The sequence below is a fragment of the Modestobacter caceresii genome (genome assembly GCF_000761485.1).
Lineage (GTDB): Bacteria > Actinomycetota > Actinomycetes > Mycobacteriales > Geodermatophilaceae > Modestobacter > Modestobacter caceresii.
The window spans coordinates 1-17,355 of record NZ_JPMX01000062.1 but is presented as its reverse complement, the minus strand read 5'-3'; the positions used below and the strand labels follow the sequence as shown (position 1 = coordinate 17,355).

The following is a 17,355-nucleotide window of genomic DNA, read 5'->3' as shown; positions in this document are numbered from 1 at the left end:
TGTGGCCGCGGAGGCTGTGGGCGCACATAACCTGGCTGTTGCTCGTTGGGATGTTGCTGACCGTCGGCGTCGCCTGGCTCTTCTGGTCAGTACTTGGACGGCCCGAACTGACCGGGGGCCCGCTGGACACCGGAGGACTCATCGATGCCCTGAAACTCGTCTTGGCAGTGGTGGGGGGCACTGGCGCGGTCTTCGCTCTCACCATCGCCTACCGCAAGCAACGCCACGGAGAGGCTGCTGAATACCGAGAGGACAACAAGCTATTCAACGAGCGGTACGCCAAAGGCGCCGAGTTGCTCGGGCATGAACGAGCTCCAACGCGCATGGCCGGGCTCTATGCCCTGGCGCGGTTGGCTGACGACGTCGAAGACTATGAAAGAAGACAGCAGTGCATCGATGCGCTGTGCGCCTATCTACGACTGCCCTATGCGCCTGGCCCCAACGAGACTGGCGAGACCAAGGCCGAGCGCACCGTCCGGAGAACAACGCTTCGAGTGATCCGGGACCACCTGCGCGAGGACATGGCCGCGACCTCATGGGATGGACACAAGTTCAATCTGGCCAGCGCCGTCTTCGACGGTGGCGACTTGGCTAGAATCCGCCTCTCGAGCGGCCACATGACTTTTCATGACGCCATCTTCGTGCAGGGAGTCTTCACCTTCGACAAAGCGGAGATTCAGGAGGATGCACGAATCTGGTTCTCTGACGTGAGATTCGCTGGCGGGGATGTCCGTTTCCATGGCGCACTGCTTGGTGGGAAGAGAGTCTCATTCGATGGCGCACGATTCGACAGTGGTGTCGTGAGCTTTCGAGAGGTACGGGACCCGGATGGCATCGTGACCTTCGACAACGCCATCTGGGGTGCCGCCACCGTGGAATGGGGACCGTTCACACCCCCCAACGCCGCCATCGGGTCAGGTCCATGATCACCGCGGGCGCCGACCCAATGACGCAGTTCGGGGGCACGTCGTCGTCCCTGCGTGGGCGCCTCAGGGCCAACATCGCAGGTCGTGGTGCCGGTCACCAGGCATCAGCCGTCAGACGTCCTTCAAGAGCGAGATGAGTTGAGGCGCCGGAAGGTCGGGCCGGGCGGCGGTGGGACGGTGGCGGTCGGGTCGCGCCGGCGGCGGAGCTCCAGCGCCAGGCTCTCCTCGCCGCGAGCCATCGCCCACCGGTGGTTGGCCTCGAACGCCGGCCGCAGCAGCCAGCTGAGCCGGGCCAGCAGCGGCTTGGCGGCGCGCACCTGCCAGTCGTAGGTGATCACCACCTCCGGCCCCTCCTGCGCGAAGGTCCAGCGGCCGCTGCCCACCAGGTCACCCACCGCGGCGAGGGCGAACCCGGAGTCGGTCATCGTCTCGGTGATCCGCAGCGTCCAGCGCAGCGTGTAAGGCAGCCACCCCGTGGTGAAGAGCTCGACCGTGCGCCCGACCCCGTCCGGCCCGCCGTCAGCGACCGGCACGACGTCGAGGTAGACCGCCGGCCACCACCGGGGCAGGGAAGCGCTGTCGCTGAGCACCGCCCGCACCTCGGCGATCGTGCCGGGCACCCGCCAGACGGTGTGGAACCGGTAGGACGGCGGTCGGCGAGCCACGACCGGCACTCTGCTCACCTGCGCGTGGGCTGTCCACACCGGCGCGCGACCCGGCAGCCGGCCACGGGCAGTCGGCGTGGGGACCCGGACGGGTGATCCAGATCCCGCCCCCCGACGCCGAAGACCTGGGTGGACGCACCGGCGAGCGGAGCCGGGCCCGAGGACGAGGACCGACATGCCCCCACTCCCGGCGACGCGGCCGGCGATGCGCCGGTCGGTCTTCCGTCGCCCCGCCGACCTGGTCGAGCGCACCCGCTGGCTGTTCGGGGCCTGCGCCGTCGTCTCCCTGGTGCTCACCTCGCTCGGTGCCGTGGCGGGCGCGGGCACCTGGCAGCTGACAGCGGTCGCGGTGTCCGTGGCCGCGCTGCTCGCCTCCTGGCTGCACCGCTACACGGCCCGCCGCGGGTCGATCGCCCTGGACCTCCTCGACGCGGTGGCCGTATGCGTGTTCGCCCTCGCCTCGCCGGTGCCCGCGGTGGCCCTCGGCGTGACCTTCTCCGCGCTGTGGTTCCGCGCCGTCTACGGCCGCACGTGGGAGACCTGGGCCTACACGGCCGCCCAGTGCGCCGGCCTGGTCGCCGCGCTCCTGCTGTGGGAGGTCGTCCCCGGGCACGCCGGCGCTGCCCCGGCCGCCCCGCTGCTCGGCGCACTCCCGATCGCGCCCCTGCTCGCCGTGGTCGCTCGGCACCTGGCCGCGGTGCTGCAGGAGCACCGGCAGGCGCAGGCCTGGGACGCCACGCTCGCCCGGCTGACCACCCAACTGCTCGGCGTCACCGACGTCGCGCAGATCAGGCAGCGTGGCTGGGAGGCCGCGGAGCACATCTGCCGGATCACCCCCGGGCTGTCCATGGTCGTCGTCGATGACGACGGGACACACCTGGTCGTGCAGCGGTCCGTCGGCCTGGTCCGGCAGCTGCCCGACACCCTCGACCGCACCCCGGCCGCCGCCGGACTGGCCGCTGCCGCCACCGCCCGCGAGCCCCGGCGCATCACGGCTCCCCAGCAGCTCATCGCGTCGTCCGGCGGGGCGCGATGCTGGGCGGCCATCCCGATGCCGGACGAGCCGGGCAGCTACCTCCTGCTGGGCGGCAGCGTGCTGCACCCCGAGGGCGTGGCCCTGATCCAGTCGCTGGTCAACCAGGCCGCCCTCGCGGTGCGCGCGACCAGCGCCTACCGCAAGCTGGAGGTGCAGGCGCGCACCGACGCCCTCACCGGCCTGGCGAACCGCAGCACCTTCTCCGCCGCGCTGGCGGCAGCGACCTCCGACGCCGACGGCGACCCGTGGGTGCTCTTCGTCGACCTTGACGACTTCAAGCTGGTCAACGACCGGCTGGGGCACGCGGCGGGCGACGAGCTGCTCCGCGCGGTGGGCGCACGGCTGGCCGGTGTCGTCCGTGCGCCTGACCTGTGCGCCCGGCTGGGCGGCGACGAGTTCGCCGTCCTGGTGCACGCCGCCGACGCAGGGGAGGCCGAGACCCTGGGCCGGCGACTGGTCGAGGTCGCGTCCGCGCCGGTCCAGCTGGGCGCCGGCACGGCGCGGGTGGGCGCCAGCGTGGGTGCCGCGTGCGTGCTGCCCGGCGCCTCCTGGACCAGCACGCTGCAGCAGGCCGACCTGGCGATGTACGCCGCCAAGGCGGCGGGCAAGAACCGGGTGCGGGTCGCCGGCTCCCCGCCGCCGGTCAGCGCCGGAGCGCTCACCCCGGCCTGACGGCCGTGCGCGGGCTCACACGAGGCCGCTGTGACACCCTCGCGTCGATGTGGGCATGACGGCGTGGGAGATGGTCGCGGTGGCCGCTGCCGGGCTGGCCGCAGGCGGCATCAACGCCGTCGTCGGCTCCGGCACGCTGGTCACCTTCCCGGTGCTGCTGGCCGTCGGACTGCCGCCGGTGACCGCGACCATCACCAACTCCCTGGGCCTGGTCCCCGGCAACCTGACCGGGGCGATCGGCTACCGCAGGGAGCTGCAGGGTCAGCGCCGGCTGCTGCTGCAGCTGCTTCCGGCGTCGGTGCTCGGGGCCCTCACCGGTGCCTTCCTGCTCCTGCACCTGCCCGCCTCGGCGTTCGAGGCGATCGTCCCGGCGCTGGTGGGGCTGGCCGTCGTGCTGGTCGCCGTCCAGCCGCTGCTGCAACGCCGGCTGGCCGCGCGCCGGGCCCGCGCGGGCACCGTCGAGGAGGAGCAGGGGATCGGCCCCGGCCGGCTGGCCGGGCTGTTCGCCGGCGCCTACGCGACCGGCACCTACGGCGGCTACTTCGCCGCCAGCCAGGGGGTGCTGCAGATCGGCATCTTCGGGTTGCTGCTCCGCGAGCCGCTGCACCGGCTCAACGCGATCAAGAACGTGCTGACCCTCGCCGTCAACGCGGTCGCGGCGCTGGCCTACGTGGTCGTGGCGGCGGAGCGGATCGACTGGCGCGCGGCCGCCCTGGTCGCCGCCGGCGCACTGGTCGGCGGGTACGTCGGGTCGACGTTCGGACGGCGGCTGCCCGCAGCGCTGCTGCGGACCGCGATCGTGGTGCTCGGGCTGATCGCGATCTGGGTGCTGCTCCGCCGATGAGCCTCCTGGAGTTCGGGCTCCTGACGCTGGCCGGCCTGGGCGCCGGGCTGATCGGCAGCATCGCCGGGCTGGCGTCCCTGATCAGCTACCCCGCGCTGCTGGCCACCGGCCTGTCGCCGGTGGCGGCCAACGTGACCAACACCGTGGCGCTGGTGCTCAGCGGCGTCGGCGCGGTGAGCGCCTCCCGACCGGAGCTGACCGGCCAACGGGACCGGCTGGTCCGGCTGGGGGCCGCCGGACTGCTCGGTGGCGTCACCGGTGCGGTCCTGCTGCTGCTCACCCCGGCAGCGGCCTTCGAGCGGCTGGTGCCCTTCCTGATCGCCGGGGCCTCGGTCGCCATCCTCGTCCAGCGCCCGCCCCGTGAGCTGGCCGCCGGGGGTACGGCAGCCGGGCAGCGGCACCGCGTCCACTGGGGCCTGGTGCTGGGCACCTTCGGGGCCTCCGTCTACGCCGGCTACTTCGGAGCCGCCGCCGGCGTCGTGCTGCTGGCGATGTACCTGCTGGTCACCGGTGAGGGCGTGCCGCGCAGCAACGCACTGAAGAACGTCGTCCTGGGGCTGGCCAACGGGGTCGCCGCGGTGGGCTACGCCTTCTTCGCCGACGTCGCCTGGCTGGCCGCCCTCCCCCTGGCGATCGGCTTCCTGCTCGGCGGCCGGCTCGGCCCGCGGGTGGTCCGCCGGGTGCCGCAGACGCTGCTCCGCCGGCTGATCGCCGTCGCCGGGCTGGCCCTCGCCGTCCACCTCGGGCTCGACGCCTTCGACTGACCACCCTCCGGTGGTGCGCCGTGGCTGCGGGCAGCAGGCTGGCCGTGCGCCGCCCGCACCCCTCGGACAGGAGTCGTCATGACCGGCACCAGCCCTGCGGCCCAGCGGTTCGCCGCCGCACTGGGTCAGCTGCCCCCGCCCGAACTGCGCGGTCCGGAGATGCTCGCCGTCCGGCTCACCCAGGCGTGCGTCGCCGCCCTCCCGATCGACGGCGCGGGGCTGAGCGTCCACGACGTGCACGGCCGGCGCATGCCGATCGGCGCGAGCGACCCGGCCGCCTCCCTGGCCGAGCGCCTGCAGTTCACCCACGGGGCCGGCCCGTGCCTGCGCGCGCACGACGACGGCCGCGTCATCGCCTTCGATGCGGCGGACATCGCCCGCAACTGGCCGGAGCTGCACGCCTCGCTGGTCGGCGAGACGCCGTTCCGCGGCGTCCTGTCGGTGCCACTGCCACCGCCGCTGGGGCCCCTGGTCGTCCTCGACCTCTGGGTGCGTGAGCCGGCCACGCTGCCGGCCACCGACCGGGACGACGTCGTGCAGGTGACCGAGGCGCTGACCCGGGCGATGGCAGCCACCGTGACCGGCGCCCCGGTGACGGGGGCGCAACGCGGCTGGTGGGACGGGCCGGACGCCTCGAGCCGCGCGCGGGTCTGGCAGGCGACCGGCATGGTGAACGTCGCCCTGGGCCTGGACACCGCCGACGCCCTGGCCGTGCTCCGGGCGCACGCCTTCACCGCCGGTCGGGTCGTCGACGACCTCGCCGACGACCTCGTGACCGGCCGGTTGTCGCTGGCCGAGCTGCGGACCGCGGACACCAGCTCCTGACCGGCGCCGCCAGACGGCGTGCCGGGCATTTGTTCAACCAGCTGGTTGACAAGTTTCCGACGGAGGTCCACCCTCGTCATCAACCGATCGGTTGACAACAAGAGGAGGTGTCGTGGCGGCAGATCCCCTGTCCCGGGTGTTCTCGGCCCTCGCCGACCCCACCCGGCGCGACATGGTGGCCCGGCTCGCCCTCGGCGACGCCACGGTCAACGAACTCGCCGCCCCCTACGACGTGAGCCTGCAGGCGGTGTCCAAGCACCTCAAGGTGCTCGAGGACGCCGGCCTCGTCAGCCGCAGCCGGGAGGCCCAGCGCCGCCCGGTGCACCTGGAGGCGCAGGTCTTCGACCTGATGACGAAGTGGATCGAGCGCTACCGGCGTGCAGCCGAGCAGCGCTACCGCCGGCTCGACGACGTCCTGGCTGCCATGCCGGACGACGTCTCCCCCACCACTGGACAGGAAGGCCCGTCATGACCAGCACCAACACCCGAGAGACCCAGATCGTCGCCGACCCGGACGTCCCGCTCGTCCGGATCACCCGCGAGTTCGACGCGCCCCGGGAGAAGGTCTTCCGCGCGCACACCGACCCGGCCCTGGTCGTGCAGTGGCAGGGCCCGAACGGCATCGAGTCGCGGATCGACCACTACGACTGCCGCACCGGTGGCTCCTACCGCTACGTGCACGTCCAGGGCGGCGAGGAGCACGGCTTCCACGGCTGCTTCCACGAGGTCCGCTCCCCCGAGCTGATCGTGCAGACCTTCACCTACGAGGGCTTCCCGGACGGCGTCGCGCTGGAGAAGCTCGTGCTCGAGGAGCTCCCCGGTGGGCGCACCCGGCTCACCGCCACCTCGCTCGTCGACTCCTTCGAGGGCCGGGACGGTTTCCTGGCCAGCGGCATGGAGAGCGGGGTGCGGCAGGGCTACCAGCGCCTCGACGCCCTGCTCGCCGGCTGATCCCGGGCCGAGGAGGAGCCGGCGATGACGACGACCGGGACCCGGCGGCGACCCGGGTCGACCATCGGGACGGTGGCCCACTGGACCGTGCGGATCGGGCTCGTCGCGGTCTTCGCGGCGGCGGGCCTGGCCAAGCTCGGCGGCGACGCCACGATGGTCGAGCTGTTCGACGACATCGGCGCAGGCCAGGGCCTGCGCTCCCTGGTCGGGTCGCTGGAGCTGGCCGGCGCGGTCGGCCTCCTGGTGCCCCGCCTGGCGCGGACGGCGGCGGTCTGCCTCGCCCTGCTGATGGTGGGCGCGACCGTGACCAACGTGGCGGTGCTGCACACCAGCCCCCTGCTCACGGTGGTGCTGGGGCTGGCCGCAGCGGGCCTGGCCTGGGTGTGGCCCGGTCAGCGGGGACAGCGCTGACCGGGCCGGGGATCAGACCCCGCCGTTGGTGACGTAGGCGCTCAGCAGCAGCACGAACGCGCTGGCGGTGATCAGCAGCCGGGCCGGGGTGAGGCCGTTGAGCAGACCGGCGATCACCCCCGCGTTCGAGGCCCGCACCTCGGCGGCCTGGGCGCCGCGGCGGAGCAGCCGCACCTCGTCGGCCAGGAGGGTGCCGCCGGCGCCCAGCAGCGTCAGCCCGAGGACGACGAACACCAGGGACAGCCGCTGGTCGAAGGTGTCCACCGCCGGCGCCAGGAACAGCACCACGATCAGGCCCAGCAGCAGGCCGATCCCGGCGCCGGCCACCGGGGCCCAGGGGCCCATCCGCACCATCGGTCCCCCGCGCCGGGGCAGTCGCGGCCGAGGTCTGAAGCCGACCGGGGCGGTCGGGTGGGGAGGAGCCGGTGGTTCGGTGGCCGGTTCCTCCCCCTGCTCGGGCCCGGCAGCGGCAGCCGCCTCGACCGGTGCGCCCTGCGGCACCTCGTCCGCGGTCTCCGGCACGGCCGGCCCCGGTTCACCCTGCGTCCGTTGGCCGGGCACCACCGCCGCCGCCGTCGACCCGGTGTCCGTCCGTCGTCCGTCCTGCTCGACCGGTCCGGCCGCCAGCACGTCCTGCTCGTCGCTCATCTGTGTGATCACCTCGGGTGCGGACGCTAGGTGGGCCCTGCGGCGAACCAGTGCAGGTGCCCGGGTGTGGCGCGCGGGACGCGCGGGACACCGGCGGGGAGTGACCCACCGTGGTCCCCCGCGGCCACAGCGTCAACTCCGTCGGCACAGCGTCAGCTCCGCCGGCACAGCGTCAGCTGTGCCGGCGGAGCGTCGGCTACAGCAGCCGCCGGCTGTCCTCGGCGACGACCCGCAGCCAGCGGTACCCGTACCCCTCCAGCGCCAGCTCGACGGAGCCGTCCTCCGCGAGCTGCTCGCCGCCTGCGGTGAGCAGGTCCTCCAGCCGGTGACCGGTCCCGCAGCCGGGCACCGTGAGCGGCACCGTCAGGGGGTCCGGGCCGAGGTTGTGCACCGCGAGCAGCGCCCCGTCGTCCCAGGTGCACAGGTGCGCCAGGACGGCGGCGTGCGGCTGCTCCAGCAGCTGGAAGCCGCCCCAGCCCAGCTCCGGGGACTCCCGGTAGCGGCGGATGAGCAGCTTCATGAACGACAGCAGCGAGTCCGGGTCGCGGCGCTGGTCGGCGACGTTGACGAACTCAGGGGCGAAACCACCGTCGACGACCGGCCGGGTCAGCTCCTTCGCCGGTGCGTCGGAGAAGCCGCCGTTGGCGCCGCTGGTCCACTGCATCGGGGTGCGCACCGACAGCCGGCTGCCGGCCGAGAGGTCCTCCCCCATCCCGATCTCCTCGCCGTAGAAGAGCACCGGGGTGCCGGGCAGGGAGAACAGCAGGCTGTAGACCATCCGCACCCGCCGCGGGTCGCCGGCCAGCATCGGCGGCAGCCGGCGGATCAGGCCACGGTCGTAGACCTGCATCGACTCCTCCGGCCCGAAGGCGGCGAACACCTCGGCCCGCTCGTCGTCGCCGAGCTTGTCCAGGGTGAGCTCGTCGTGGTTGCGCACGAACGTGCCCCACTGGCTGTCCGGGGAGATCGCCGGCCGGGCGGCCAGCGAGGCGGCCAGCGGCCCGGCGTCACCGCGGGCCAGCGACAGGTACATCTGCTGCATGGTGTTGAAGTCGAACTGCATGGTCAGCTCGTCGCCGTCCTGCCCGCCGAAGAACTCCGCCTGCTGCTCGAACGGCAGGTTCACCTCCCCGAGCAGGACGCCCGAGCCGGTGCGGCGGCCCAGGAACGCACGCAGCGCGCGCAGGTACTCGTGCGGGTCGGGGAAGTGCGCGGCGTCGTCCGGGTCCACGCCGTCCGTCTCCAGCAGGAACGGGACGGCGTCGACCCGGAAGCCGGACAGGCCCAGCTCCAGCCAGAAGCCCATGATCTTGGCGATCTCGTCCCGCACCCGGGGGTTGGTGACGTCGAGGTCGGGCTGCTCGGAGTAGAAGCGGTGCAGGTACCACTCCCCCGTCTCCGGGCTGTGCGTCCAGATGCCGCCCTCGGCATCGGGGAAGACCACCTGGTCGCTGGTGTCCGGCGGCTCGTCGCCCCGCCAGACGTAGAAGTCCCGGTACGGGGAGTCCTTGCTGGCCTTGGCCGACTGGAACCACGGGTGCTGGTCGGAGGTGTGGTTGACGACCAGGTCGGCGATGACCCGCATGCCGCGGTCCTTCGCCGTCCGGATCATCTCCACCAGGTCGCCGTGCGTGCCCAGCCGCGGGTCGACCCCGTAGTAGTCGGTGATGTCGTAGCCGTCGTCCCGCCCGGCGGTCGGGTAGAAGGGCATCAGCCACAGGCAGGTGACGCCGAGGTCGGCCAGGTGGTCCAGCCGCTGGGCCAGGCCCTCCAGGTCACCCACCCCGTCGCCGTTCCAGTCCATGAACGTCTCGACGTCCAGGCAGTAGACGACGGCGTTCTTCCACCACAGGTCGGACGTGTCGGTGATCCGCATCGGTCTGCTCCTCAGTCCAGGACGGCGGGCTCGGGCGCCTGCGCCGGACGGCGGGGCTGGGGAGGGCCGGGCGGGTCGATCGCCACGGCCGGGGCGGGTGCGGTGACGTCCAGCTGGGGCAGCACGTGCTCGCCGAAGGCGTCCAGGAACGGCAGCTGCTCCTGGCCCACGTGGTGCAGGTAGACCTGGTCGAAGCCGAGGTCGACGTACTCGGCGAGCCAGGCCGCGTGCTGGCCGAGGTCGCTGGAGATGCGCACCGACGTGCCCATGTCCTCGGGTCGCACGTGCTGGCTGGCCTGGTCGAAGGCGCGGGTGGTGTCCAGGTCCCAGCACAGCGGCGGCGGGAAGACGTTGCTGCGCCACTGGTCGTGCGCGATCGCCACCGCGCGCTCGGCGTCGGGGTCGTAGGAGACGTGCACCTGGATGGTCAGCGTGCCCTGGCCACCGGCGTCCCGGTAGGCGGCGATCACCTCCCGGAGGACGTCGTGCGGCTGGTTGATGGTGACCAGCCCGTCGGCCCACTCGGCGTGCCGGGTGGCGGTCCGCGCCGAGACGGCCGGGGCGATGAGCGCCGGCTGCTGCTCGGGCAGCGTCCAGATCCGGGCCCGGTCGACGGTGACCAGCCCGTCGTGGCTGACCTCCTCGCCGGCCAGCAGGGCCCGGATGATGTCGACGCACTCGCGCAGCCGGGCGTCACGCAGCTCCTTGCGCGGCCAGACGTGCCCGGTGACGTGCTCGTTCATCGCCTCGCCGGAACCGAGGGCCACCCAGAACCGGCCGGGGAACATCGCGCCGAGGGTGGCGATCGCCTGGGCGACGATCACCGGGTGGTACCGCTGGCCGGGGGCGTTCACCGCCCCGAAGGGCAGCCCGGTGGTGGCCAGCGCCGCGCCCAGCCAGGACCAGGCGAACCCGGACTGGCCCTGCCGCTCGTTCCAGGGCTCGAGGTGGTCGGAGCACATGGCGGCGGTGAAGCCGACCTGCTCGGCGTGCTGCACCGCGCGCAGCAGGTCGGTGGGGTGCACCTGCTCGTGGGAGTTGTGGAAGCCGATCACCGTCATGGCGCATGCCTACCGTCACTGGTGATCAACCGCACGGCGAGCGCCGGTCAGCTGCCCGCGGCCCGGCGGTACAGCCGGCGGCCGGGTGCGGAGCTGATCCCGTGCGCGACCGTGCTGGCCGCGACCACCAGGGTCCCGGCCGCCCACAGCCGGGGATCGGTGACGCCGTCCTCCTCGCTGAGGGTCAGGTAGAACAGCGCGCTCACCCCGATCGGCCCGAACCACCCGAGGAAGACGGCGTCCCGCAGCCGCAGCCCCAGCGGGCGGGCCAGCACCAGCAGCACCGGCAGGCGCCGCAGGAGCAGCACGGCCACCGGGAAGAGCACCGCCGCCCAGCCGAGGTCGGCCCACTCCGACCAGGGCAGCAGGATGCCGAGCAGCAGGAACAGCGGGAGCACCAGGTACCGGTTCACGCCCTCGTCGATGGTGTTCTGCGGGCCGACCTCGTCCTGGGCGACGGCGAAGTTGTAGGCCAGCCCGGCGACGAAGACGGCCAGGACGCCGTCGGAGTTCGCGATCCGGGCGATGCCGAGCACCGCGACCGCCAGCACCAGCGTGAACACCAGCGACGGGCCCTCGTCGACGTCGGAGCGGCTCATCGCGAAGCTCATGGCGCGGCCGGCGACCAGGCCGGCCACGATCCCGATGACGATGCCGACGACGACCTGGTAGAGGCCGTCGAGGGCGGCGTGCCCGAGGGAGTCGGCGAGCACCAGCGCGATGCCCAGCAGCACCAACGGCAGGGCCAGGCCGTCGTTGGCGCCCGACTCCTCCGACAGCAACTGCCGGGTGCGGGCCGGCAGGTGCTCCTCGGCCGGCTTCCCGGTGACCACGCTGGAGGCGAGCACCGGGTCGGTGGGCGTGATGCAGGCGCCGATGAGCACGGCGAGGGCGACCGGGATGCCGAGCACCAGCCAGGCCAGGCCGGCCGAGAGCGCGGCCATCCCGGCCATCCCGGCCATCACCAGCACCGTCGTCGGGGTGACCACCGCGCGCAGCCGGCGCACCGGGAAGCGCAGCGCCACCCCGATCAGCGAGATCGCGAGCAGCACCCGGGCCATCTCGTGCACCAGGGGCGTGCGGAGCGGGTCGGCCACCTCCACCAGCCCGAGGACCTGCGGGCCCACGACCACCCCGAGCACGAGCGCCAGCAGGGGCTCGCTGAACGGCAGGTCTCGCATCTTGCTGGACAGCGCGGCCAGGGCCACCGCCAGGCTGCCGACCAGCGCGTACCCCAGGTGCAGGTCGTCCACGGTGCCCTCCTCGCCCGGCTCGGACGGCGTGGGACGACGCGCCGGTCACGTGCCCCGGGGCCCCGTGCCCCGCAACCGACGGTCGGGAAACACCGTCCCGGCCGCTGGTCCGGCGGGAGCTCAGAAGGTGATGCCCAGGGCGACCCCGCCGAGGAAGTAGACCGCGGCGGTGATCAGCACGATGCCGATCACGTTGAGGACGACGCCCGCGCGGATCATCTGCCCGATGGTGACGTAGCCCGAGCCGAACACGATCGCGTTGGGCGGGGTGGCCACCGGGAGCATGAACGCGCAGGTGGCGGCCAGCGCGGCGGGCACCAGCAGCACCAGCGGGAAGAGGTCGAGCCCGAGGGCGACCCCACCGAGGACCGGCAGGAAGGCCGCCGCCGTCGCCGTGTTGCTGGTGACCTCGGTGAGCAGCAGGACGATCCCGGCGGTCACGACCACCAGGAGGATGGCCGGCAGCGTCCCCACCGCGCCCACCTGGTTGCCCACGTACTCGTCGAGCCCGCTCGCCTGCACCGCGGCGGCCAGGCTCAGGCCGCCACCGAAGAGCAGCAGCACGCCCCAGGGCAGCTTCTGCGCCTGCTGCCAGTCCAGTGCGGAGACGCCCTCCCGGGCCTTGACCGGGATGAGGAACAGTGCGACGGCCGCGGCGATGGCGATGGTGGCGTCGTCGAGGTTCGCCACGAACGGCAGCACGTCGGTCAGCGCGCCCCAGCCGGTCAGCGGTTGGCGGAACACCCACAGCAGGGCGGTGGTCACGAAGACCACCAGCACGGTCCACTCGCCCCGGGACATGGAGCCGAGCTTCTCGATCTCGGACTGGATCACCTGCCGGCCACCCGGGATCTCCCGCAGGCCGGAGCGGAACGTCAGCTTCGTGAGCACCAGCCAGGCGAGCACCAGGAAGACCGCGGCGAGCGGCAGCCCCATCAGCATCCACTCGCCGAAGCCCAGCTCGATGTCGTAGTTCTGCTCCACGAAGCCGGCGAGGATGAGGTTGGGCGGGGTGCCGATCAGCGTGGCCAGCGAGCCGATGCTGGCCGCGTAGGCGATGCCCAGCATCAGGGCGACGGCGAAGTTGCGGGTGTCGGAGTCCTGGATCAGCTCGGTGACCGCCGGACCGCCGTCGCCAGGGGTGTCGGTGCCGGTCCCGCCGTCGGTGCCGGTGGCCGCCTCCACGGCCTCCGCGTCGGCGCTGCCGGCGGCCACCCGGTCCAGCACGAGCATCAGCACGCTGAGCCCGATGGGCAGCATCAGCACGGTGGTCGCGGTGTTGCTCACCCACATGCTCAGGAAGGCGGTGGCGAGCATGAAGCCGGCGATCAGCCGGGGCGGCTTGGTGCCGACCGCCCGGACGGTGAGCAGCGCGATCCGCCGGTGCAGCTCCCACTTCTGCATGGCCAGGGCGATCATGAAGCCGCCCATGAACAGGAAGATGTTGGGGTTCGCGTAGGGCGCGGTCGCCTCCTCCACCGACAGCACGCCCAGCAGCGGGAAGGCGACGATCGGCACCAGCGCCGTCGCCGGCAGCGGGAGCGCCTCGGTCATCCACCAGATGGCGAGCAGCACGCCGATCGCCGCCGTCGTCCGGCCGGCCGTGCTCAGCGCGTCGTCCTGCCGGAGCAGGAAGTAGACGACCAGCGCGGCGACCGGTCCGCCGATCCGGCCCGCCCACTGGCGCCCGGGTGGGACCGACGTGTCGGTGACGTTCACCTGCTCCCCGCCCCGGCCGGTGGCGGGCCGGCTGCGGTCGGTCACTTCCGCCGCGGGTGCCTGCTGGTCTGCCCGTCGTGCCACGGTGGGTCCTCTCCTCGTCGCTCGGCCGGTGCCCCCGGCCCGGGTCAGGCCGGTTGCAGGTCGGCGACGACGGCGGCCGGGGCCGGTTCGTGGCCCAGCCGGCGGCGGGTGAACCGGCCGGTGCCGTGCGACACCGACCGCAGCGCACGCGGGTACTCGATCAGCTCCCGCTCCGGCACCTCGGCGTGCACCGTCGTCTCCTCCCGCGTGGGCTCGGCGACGCTACCGGTGACCCGGGCCCGCCGCCCGGCGAGGTCGCCCAGCACCGGGCCGACGTGCTCGGCGGGGACCGTCACCTCCACGGCGCACCAGGGCTCCAGCACCTGGGTGCCGGCGGCGGCGGCGAGCTCCCGCAGCGCCAGCGCGCCGGCGGCGGCGAACGCTGCGTCGGAGGAGTCGACGGAGTGCGCCTTGCCGTCGACGAGGACGACCTCCACGTCGACCAGTGGGCGGTTCCCGCTGATCCCGCGGGCGGCCTGGGCGCGGACCCCCTTCTCCACACTGGCTTGGAACTGGGTGGGCACCGCCCCGCCGACCACCCGCTGGCTGAAGGTCACCCCGGACCCGGCCGCACCCGGCCGCCCCTCCAGGACGACGACGGCGTACTGCCCGTGCCCGCCGGACTGCTTGACGTGCCGCCCGGTCACGGTGGCCGGACCGGCGAGCGTCTCGACCATCGGCACCTGCACCGGCGGGGTCTGCACGGCGACCCCGTACCGGCCGCGCAGCCGGTCCAACAGCACCTCCGCGTGCGCGTCGCCCACGCACCACAGCAGCAGCTGCCCGGTGTCCGGCCGCCGCTCCACGCGTACGGCCGGGTCCTCGACGGCCAGCCGGGTGAGCGCACCGGCGAGCCGGTCCTCGTCGCTGCGCGAGGCCGCCTCGACGGCCACCGGCAGCTGCGGGTCCGGCAGCGGCCAGGGCCGCACCACCAGCGGGTGCTCCGGGTCGGAGAGGGTGTCCCCGGTCTCCGCGCTGCTCAGCCGGGCCACCGCGCAGAGGTCGCCGGCCGGGCACTCGGCGACCGGCCGCAGCACGCTGCCCAGCACGCTGGCGAGGGCGCCGACCCGCTCGTCGGCGTCGTGGTCGGGGTGCTGCTCGCCCCAACCGGAGCCGTGGCTGCCCACGTGCACCGGGACGTCGGGGCGCAGGGTGCCGGAGAAGACCCGCACGAGCGAGATCCGGCCGAGGTAGGGGTCGGTCGTCGTCTTCACCACCTCGGCCACGAGCGGCCCGGCCGGGTCGCAGCCCACGTGCCCGGCCGGCCGGCCGTCCAGCCGGGCGACCGCTGGGCACGGGCGCTCCAGCGGCGAGGGGAAGGCGCTCACCAGCAGGTCCAGCAGCTCGGCCACCCCGAGCCCGGTGGGCGCCGCGGTGCACAGCACCGGGTGGAAGTCGCCGCGGGCGACCGCCGTCTCCAGGTCGGCGACCAGGTCGGCGACTCCGATCGGTTCACCGGCGAGGTAGCGGTCCATCAGCGTCTCGTCCTCGCTCTCGGCGATCACCCCCTCGATCAGCTCGGCGCGCAGCCGGTCGCGCTCCGGGTTCCCGGGCAGTGGTTCCAGCAGGGAGGTGAGCGCGCCGTCGTCGCCCAGCACGTGCAACGGGTGCACCCCGGCGCCGAGCAGCTCCCGGCAGCTGCGCACGACCGCCGGGACGTCGGCCCGCGGCCGGTCGACCTGGGTGACCACGACCGCCCGCGGCAGCGCGACGGCGGCGCACTCGTCCCACAGCTGCACGGTGCCGGCGTCCACCCCGGCCACGGCGGAGACGACGACCAGCGCGGCGTCCGCGGCCCGCAGCGCGGCCCGCAGCTCACCCACGAAGTCCGGGGCACCCGGGGTGTCCAGCAGGGTGACCCGGTGGCCGGCGTGCTCGACCGTGGCCGCGGCCAGCGAGACCGAGTGCTGGAGCCGGACCTCCACCTCCTCGGTGTCCAGGCAGGTGGTGCCCTCCTCCACCCGGCCGACGCGGGGCAACGCGCCGGCAGCCGCCAGCAGCGCCTCGGCCAGGGTGGTCTTCCCGGCTCCGGCGCGGCCGACCAGCGCCACGTTGCGCACCTGCTCGGGTGGGCGGGGTGCCGGTGCACCCGCGCCGGTTCGGTTGCTGCTGCCGCTGTGCGTCGCCACGCAGACCTCCGGACGTCGTCGTCCCAGGTGCCCACCCTGGCCCGGGCGGGCGGCACTCACAAGGGCTCGGCGCGTCGGGCCTGACCGGCCAGGCGAGACTGGCCGTCGTGCTGCCGCCGTCGGGGACGCCCGGGACCGACCTGCCGGTCCGCTCGGTGCTGCCCGCCCTCGACGCGGCGCTGACCGCCGCCGGCGCTGCGGTGCTGGTCGCCCCGCCGGGCACGGGCAAGACCACGCTGGTGCCGCTGGCGCTGGCCGGCCGGCTGCCCGGCCGGGTGCTGGTGGCCGAGCCCCGGCGGGTGGCCGCCCGGGCCGCCGCGCGCCGGATGGCGTCGCTGCTGGGCGAGCCGGTGGGCCGCTCGGTGGGCTACAGCGTGCGCGGGGACAGCCGGCGCAGCGACGCCACCCGCGTCGAGGTGGTCACCACCGGCCTGCTCGTCCGCCGGCTGCAGGCCGACCCGGAGCTGCCGGGGGTGTCGGCCGTGGTGCTCGACGAGTGCCACGAACGGCAGCTGGACACCGACCTCGCGCTGGCCTTCACCCTCGACGTCCGGGCCGCGCTGCGCCCGGAGCTGGAGCTGCTGGCGATGTCGGCGACCGCGCAGGCGGGCCGGCTGGCCGAGCTCATGGGCGGACCAGCGCCGGTGCTCGAGGCGACCGGCTCGCTGCACGACGTCGAGCCGGTCTGGTGCCCGCCGAGCCCCCCGGTCGCCCCGCCGCACGGTTCCTCCGTGGACCCGCGGCTGCTGGCTGCCGTCGCCGACACCGTGCGCCGGGCGCTGACCGAGGGCCCCGGCGACGTGCTGGTCTTCCTCCCCGGCGCCGCCGAGATCGGCCGGGTCGCCGGGCTGCTCGCCGGGGTGGACGCCGACGTCCGGCCGCTGCACGGCCGGTTGCCGGCCGACCAGCAGGACGCCGCGCTCACCCCGGGCCCCCGGCGCCGGGTGGTGCTGTCGACCGACGTCGCGGAGACCAGCCTGACCGTGCCCGGGGTGCGCACCGTCGTCGACGCCGGCCTGGCGCGGGTGCCGCGGTTCGACGTGGCCCGCGGGATGGGCGCGCTGGTCACCGTCCGGGTCTCCCGCGCCTCGGCGGTGCAGCGGGCCGGCCGGGCCGGGCGGGAGGCGCCCGGGCGGGTGTACCGGCTGTGGTCGGCCGCCGAGCACGACCGGCTGCCCGCCTCGGGCGAACCGGAGATCGCCCTGGCCGACCTGACCGGGCTGGCGTTGGAGCTGGCGGTCTGGGGCGCCCCGGACGGCGCCGGCCTGGCGCTGCCGGACGCACCGCCGGAGGCCGCGTTCACCGTCGCCCGGTCGACGCTGCGCCAGCTGGGCGCGGTGGACGACGACGGCCGGGTCACCCCGCGCGGCCGGGCGCTCACCGCGGTCGGGGCGCACCCACGGCTGGCCCGGGCGCTGCTCGACGGCGCCGCGCAGGTGGGCCGGCGGCGCGCGGCGGAGGTCGTGGCGCTGCTGTCGGCCGACGTCGCGC

16 protein-coding genes are annotated in these 17,355 nt (G+C 74.2%); 9 read left to right on the top strand and 7 right to left on the bottom strand.

Annotated features, from left to right (window positions below; all coding sequences use genetic code 11):
- The first annotated feature begins 50 nt into the window (after positions 1 to 50).
- On the top strand, positions 51 to 926 hold the full coding sequence (locus IN07_RS13855) for a pentapeptide repeat-containing protein (protein ID WP_156119191.1): 876 nt from the start codon (positions 51 to 53) through the stop codon (positions 924 to 926).
- 122 nt (positions 927 to 1,048) lie between these two features.
- Here the strand turns inward: IN07_RS13855 and IN07_RS13850 are convergent, their stop codons facing one another.
- Entirely contained in the window at positions 1,049 to 1,591 is a 543-nt protein-coding gene (locus tag IN07_RS13850) for an SRPBCC family protein (RefSeq protein WP_036336569.1), read from the bottom strand.
- Between the two features lie 175 nt (positions 1,592 to 1,766).
- On the opposite strand from IN07_RS13850, the gene IN07_RS26725 reads away from it, so the two are divergent.
- From IN07_RS26725 to IN07_RS13815, 7 genes are all read left to right on the top strand, one after another.
- Entirely contained in the window at positions 1,767 to 3,299 is a 1,533-nt protein-coding gene (locus IN07_RS26725) for a GGDEF domain-containing protein (protein ID WP_081975405.1), read from the top strand.
- Between the two features lie 55 nt (positions 3,300 to 3,354).
- On the top strand, positions 3,355 to 4,143 hold the full coding sequence (locus IN07_RS13840) for a sulfite exporter TauE/SafE family protein (RefSeq protein ID WP_036336508.1): 789 nt from the start codon (positions 3,355 to 3,357) through the stop codon (positions 4,141 to 4,143).
- Positions 4,140 to 4,907: a sulfite exporter TauE/SafE family protein gene (locus tag IN07_RS13835; protein ID WP_036336507.1), complete on the top strand. Its 768-nt coding sequence runs from the start codon at positions 4,140 to 4,142 to the stop codon at positions 4,905 to 4,907. Before IN07_RS13840 ends, IN07_RS13835 begins: the two co-directional genes overlap by 4 nt.
- 78 nt (positions 4,908 to 4,985) lie before the next feature.
- A complete protein-coding gene (locus tag IN07_RS13830; protein ID WP_036336506.1) occupies positions 4,986 to 5,732 on the top strand; it encodes an ANTAR domain-containing protein in 747 nt (248 codons plus the stop codon).
- A gap of 112 nt (positions 5,733 to 5,844) precedes the next feature.
- The gene (locus IN07_RS13825) at positions 5,845 to 6,204 is read left to right on the top strand and encodes an ArsR/SmtB family transcription factor (protein WP_036336505.1); all 360 of its coding nucleotides are present in this window, start codon (positions 5,845 to 5,847) and stop codon (positions 6,202 to 6,204) included.
- Positions 6,201 to 6,683 carry an SRPBCC family protein gene (locus tag IN07_RS13820; protein WP_036336504.1) on the top strand — a complete coding sequence of 161 codons (483 nt, stop codon included), beginning with the start codon at positions 6,201 to 6,203 and terminating at the stop codon, positions 6,681 to 6,683. The genes IN07_RS13825 and IN07_RS13820 overlap by 4 nt, the downstream gene beginning before the upstream one ends.
- A gap of 24 nt (positions 6,684 to 6,707) precedes the next feature.
- The gene (locus tag IN07_RS13815; protein WP_036336503.1) at positions 6,708 to 7,094 is read left to right on the top strand and encodes a DoxX family protein; all 387 of its coding nucleotides are present in this window, start codon (positions 6,708 to 6,710) and stop codon (positions 7,092 to 7,094) included.
- A gap of 12 nt (positions 7,095 to 7,106) precedes the next feature.
- On the opposite strand, the gene IN07_RS13810 is transcribed toward IN07_RS13815, so the two are convergent.
- The 6 genes from IN07_RS13810 to IN07_RS13785 all read right to left on the bottom strand — a co-directional run bounded on the left by IN07_RS13810 (position 7,107) and on the right by IN07_RS13785 (position 15,864).
- Complete coding sequence (locus IN07_RS13810) at positions 7,107 to 7,742, bottom strand: hypothetical protein (RefSeq protein WP_156119189.1); 636 nt, start codon at positions 7,740 to 7,742, stop codon at positions 7,107 to 7,109.
- Between the two features lie 196 nt (positions 7,743 to 7,938).
- Positions 7,939 to 9,618: an alpha-amylase family protein gene (locus IN07_RS13805; protein ID WP_036336502.1), complete on the bottom strand. Its 1,680-nt coding sequence runs from the start codon at positions 9,616 to 9,618 to the stop codon at positions 7,939 to 7,941.
- Positions 9,619 to 9,629: 11 nt separating this feature from the next.
- Entirely contained in the window at positions 9,630 to 10,679 is a 1,050-nt protein-coding gene (locus tag IN07_RS13800) for a TIGR03885 family FMN-dependent LLM class oxidoreductase (RefSeq protein ID WP_036336501.1), read from the bottom strand.
- A 47-nt stretch (positions 10,680 to 10,726) separates the two neighbouring features.
- Positions 10,727 to 11,932: a cation:proton antiporter domain-containing protein gene (locus IN07_RS13795; protein WP_036336500.1), complete on the bottom strand. Its 1,206-nt coding sequence runs from the start codon at positions 11,930 to 11,932 to the stop codon at positions 10,727 to 10,729.
- A gap of 120 nt (positions 11,933 to 12,052) precedes the next feature.
- The gene (locus tag IN07_RS13790; protein ID WP_197058483.1) at positions 12,053 to 13,735 is read right to left on the bottom strand and encodes an SLC13 family permease; all 1,683 of its coding nucleotides are present in this window, start codon (positions 13,733 to 13,735) and stop codon (positions 12,053 to 12,055) included.
- A 44-nt stretch (positions 13,736 to 13,779) separates the two neighbouring features.
- The gene (locus IN07_RS13785; protein ID WP_036336499.1) at positions 13,780 to 15,864 is read right to left on the bottom strand and encodes an elongation factor G-like protein EF-G2; all 2,085 of its coding nucleotides are present in this window, start codon (positions 15,862 to 15,864) and stop codon (positions 13,780 to 13,782) included.
- 107 nt (positions 15,865 to 15,971) lie between these two features.
- On the opposite strand from IN07_RS13785, the gene IN07_RS13780 reads away from it, so the two are divergent.
- Positions 15,972 to 17,355 (top strand): helicase-related protein (locus IN07_RS13780; protein WP_036336498.1); only part of this gene is annotated, 1,384 nt, incomplete at its 3' end.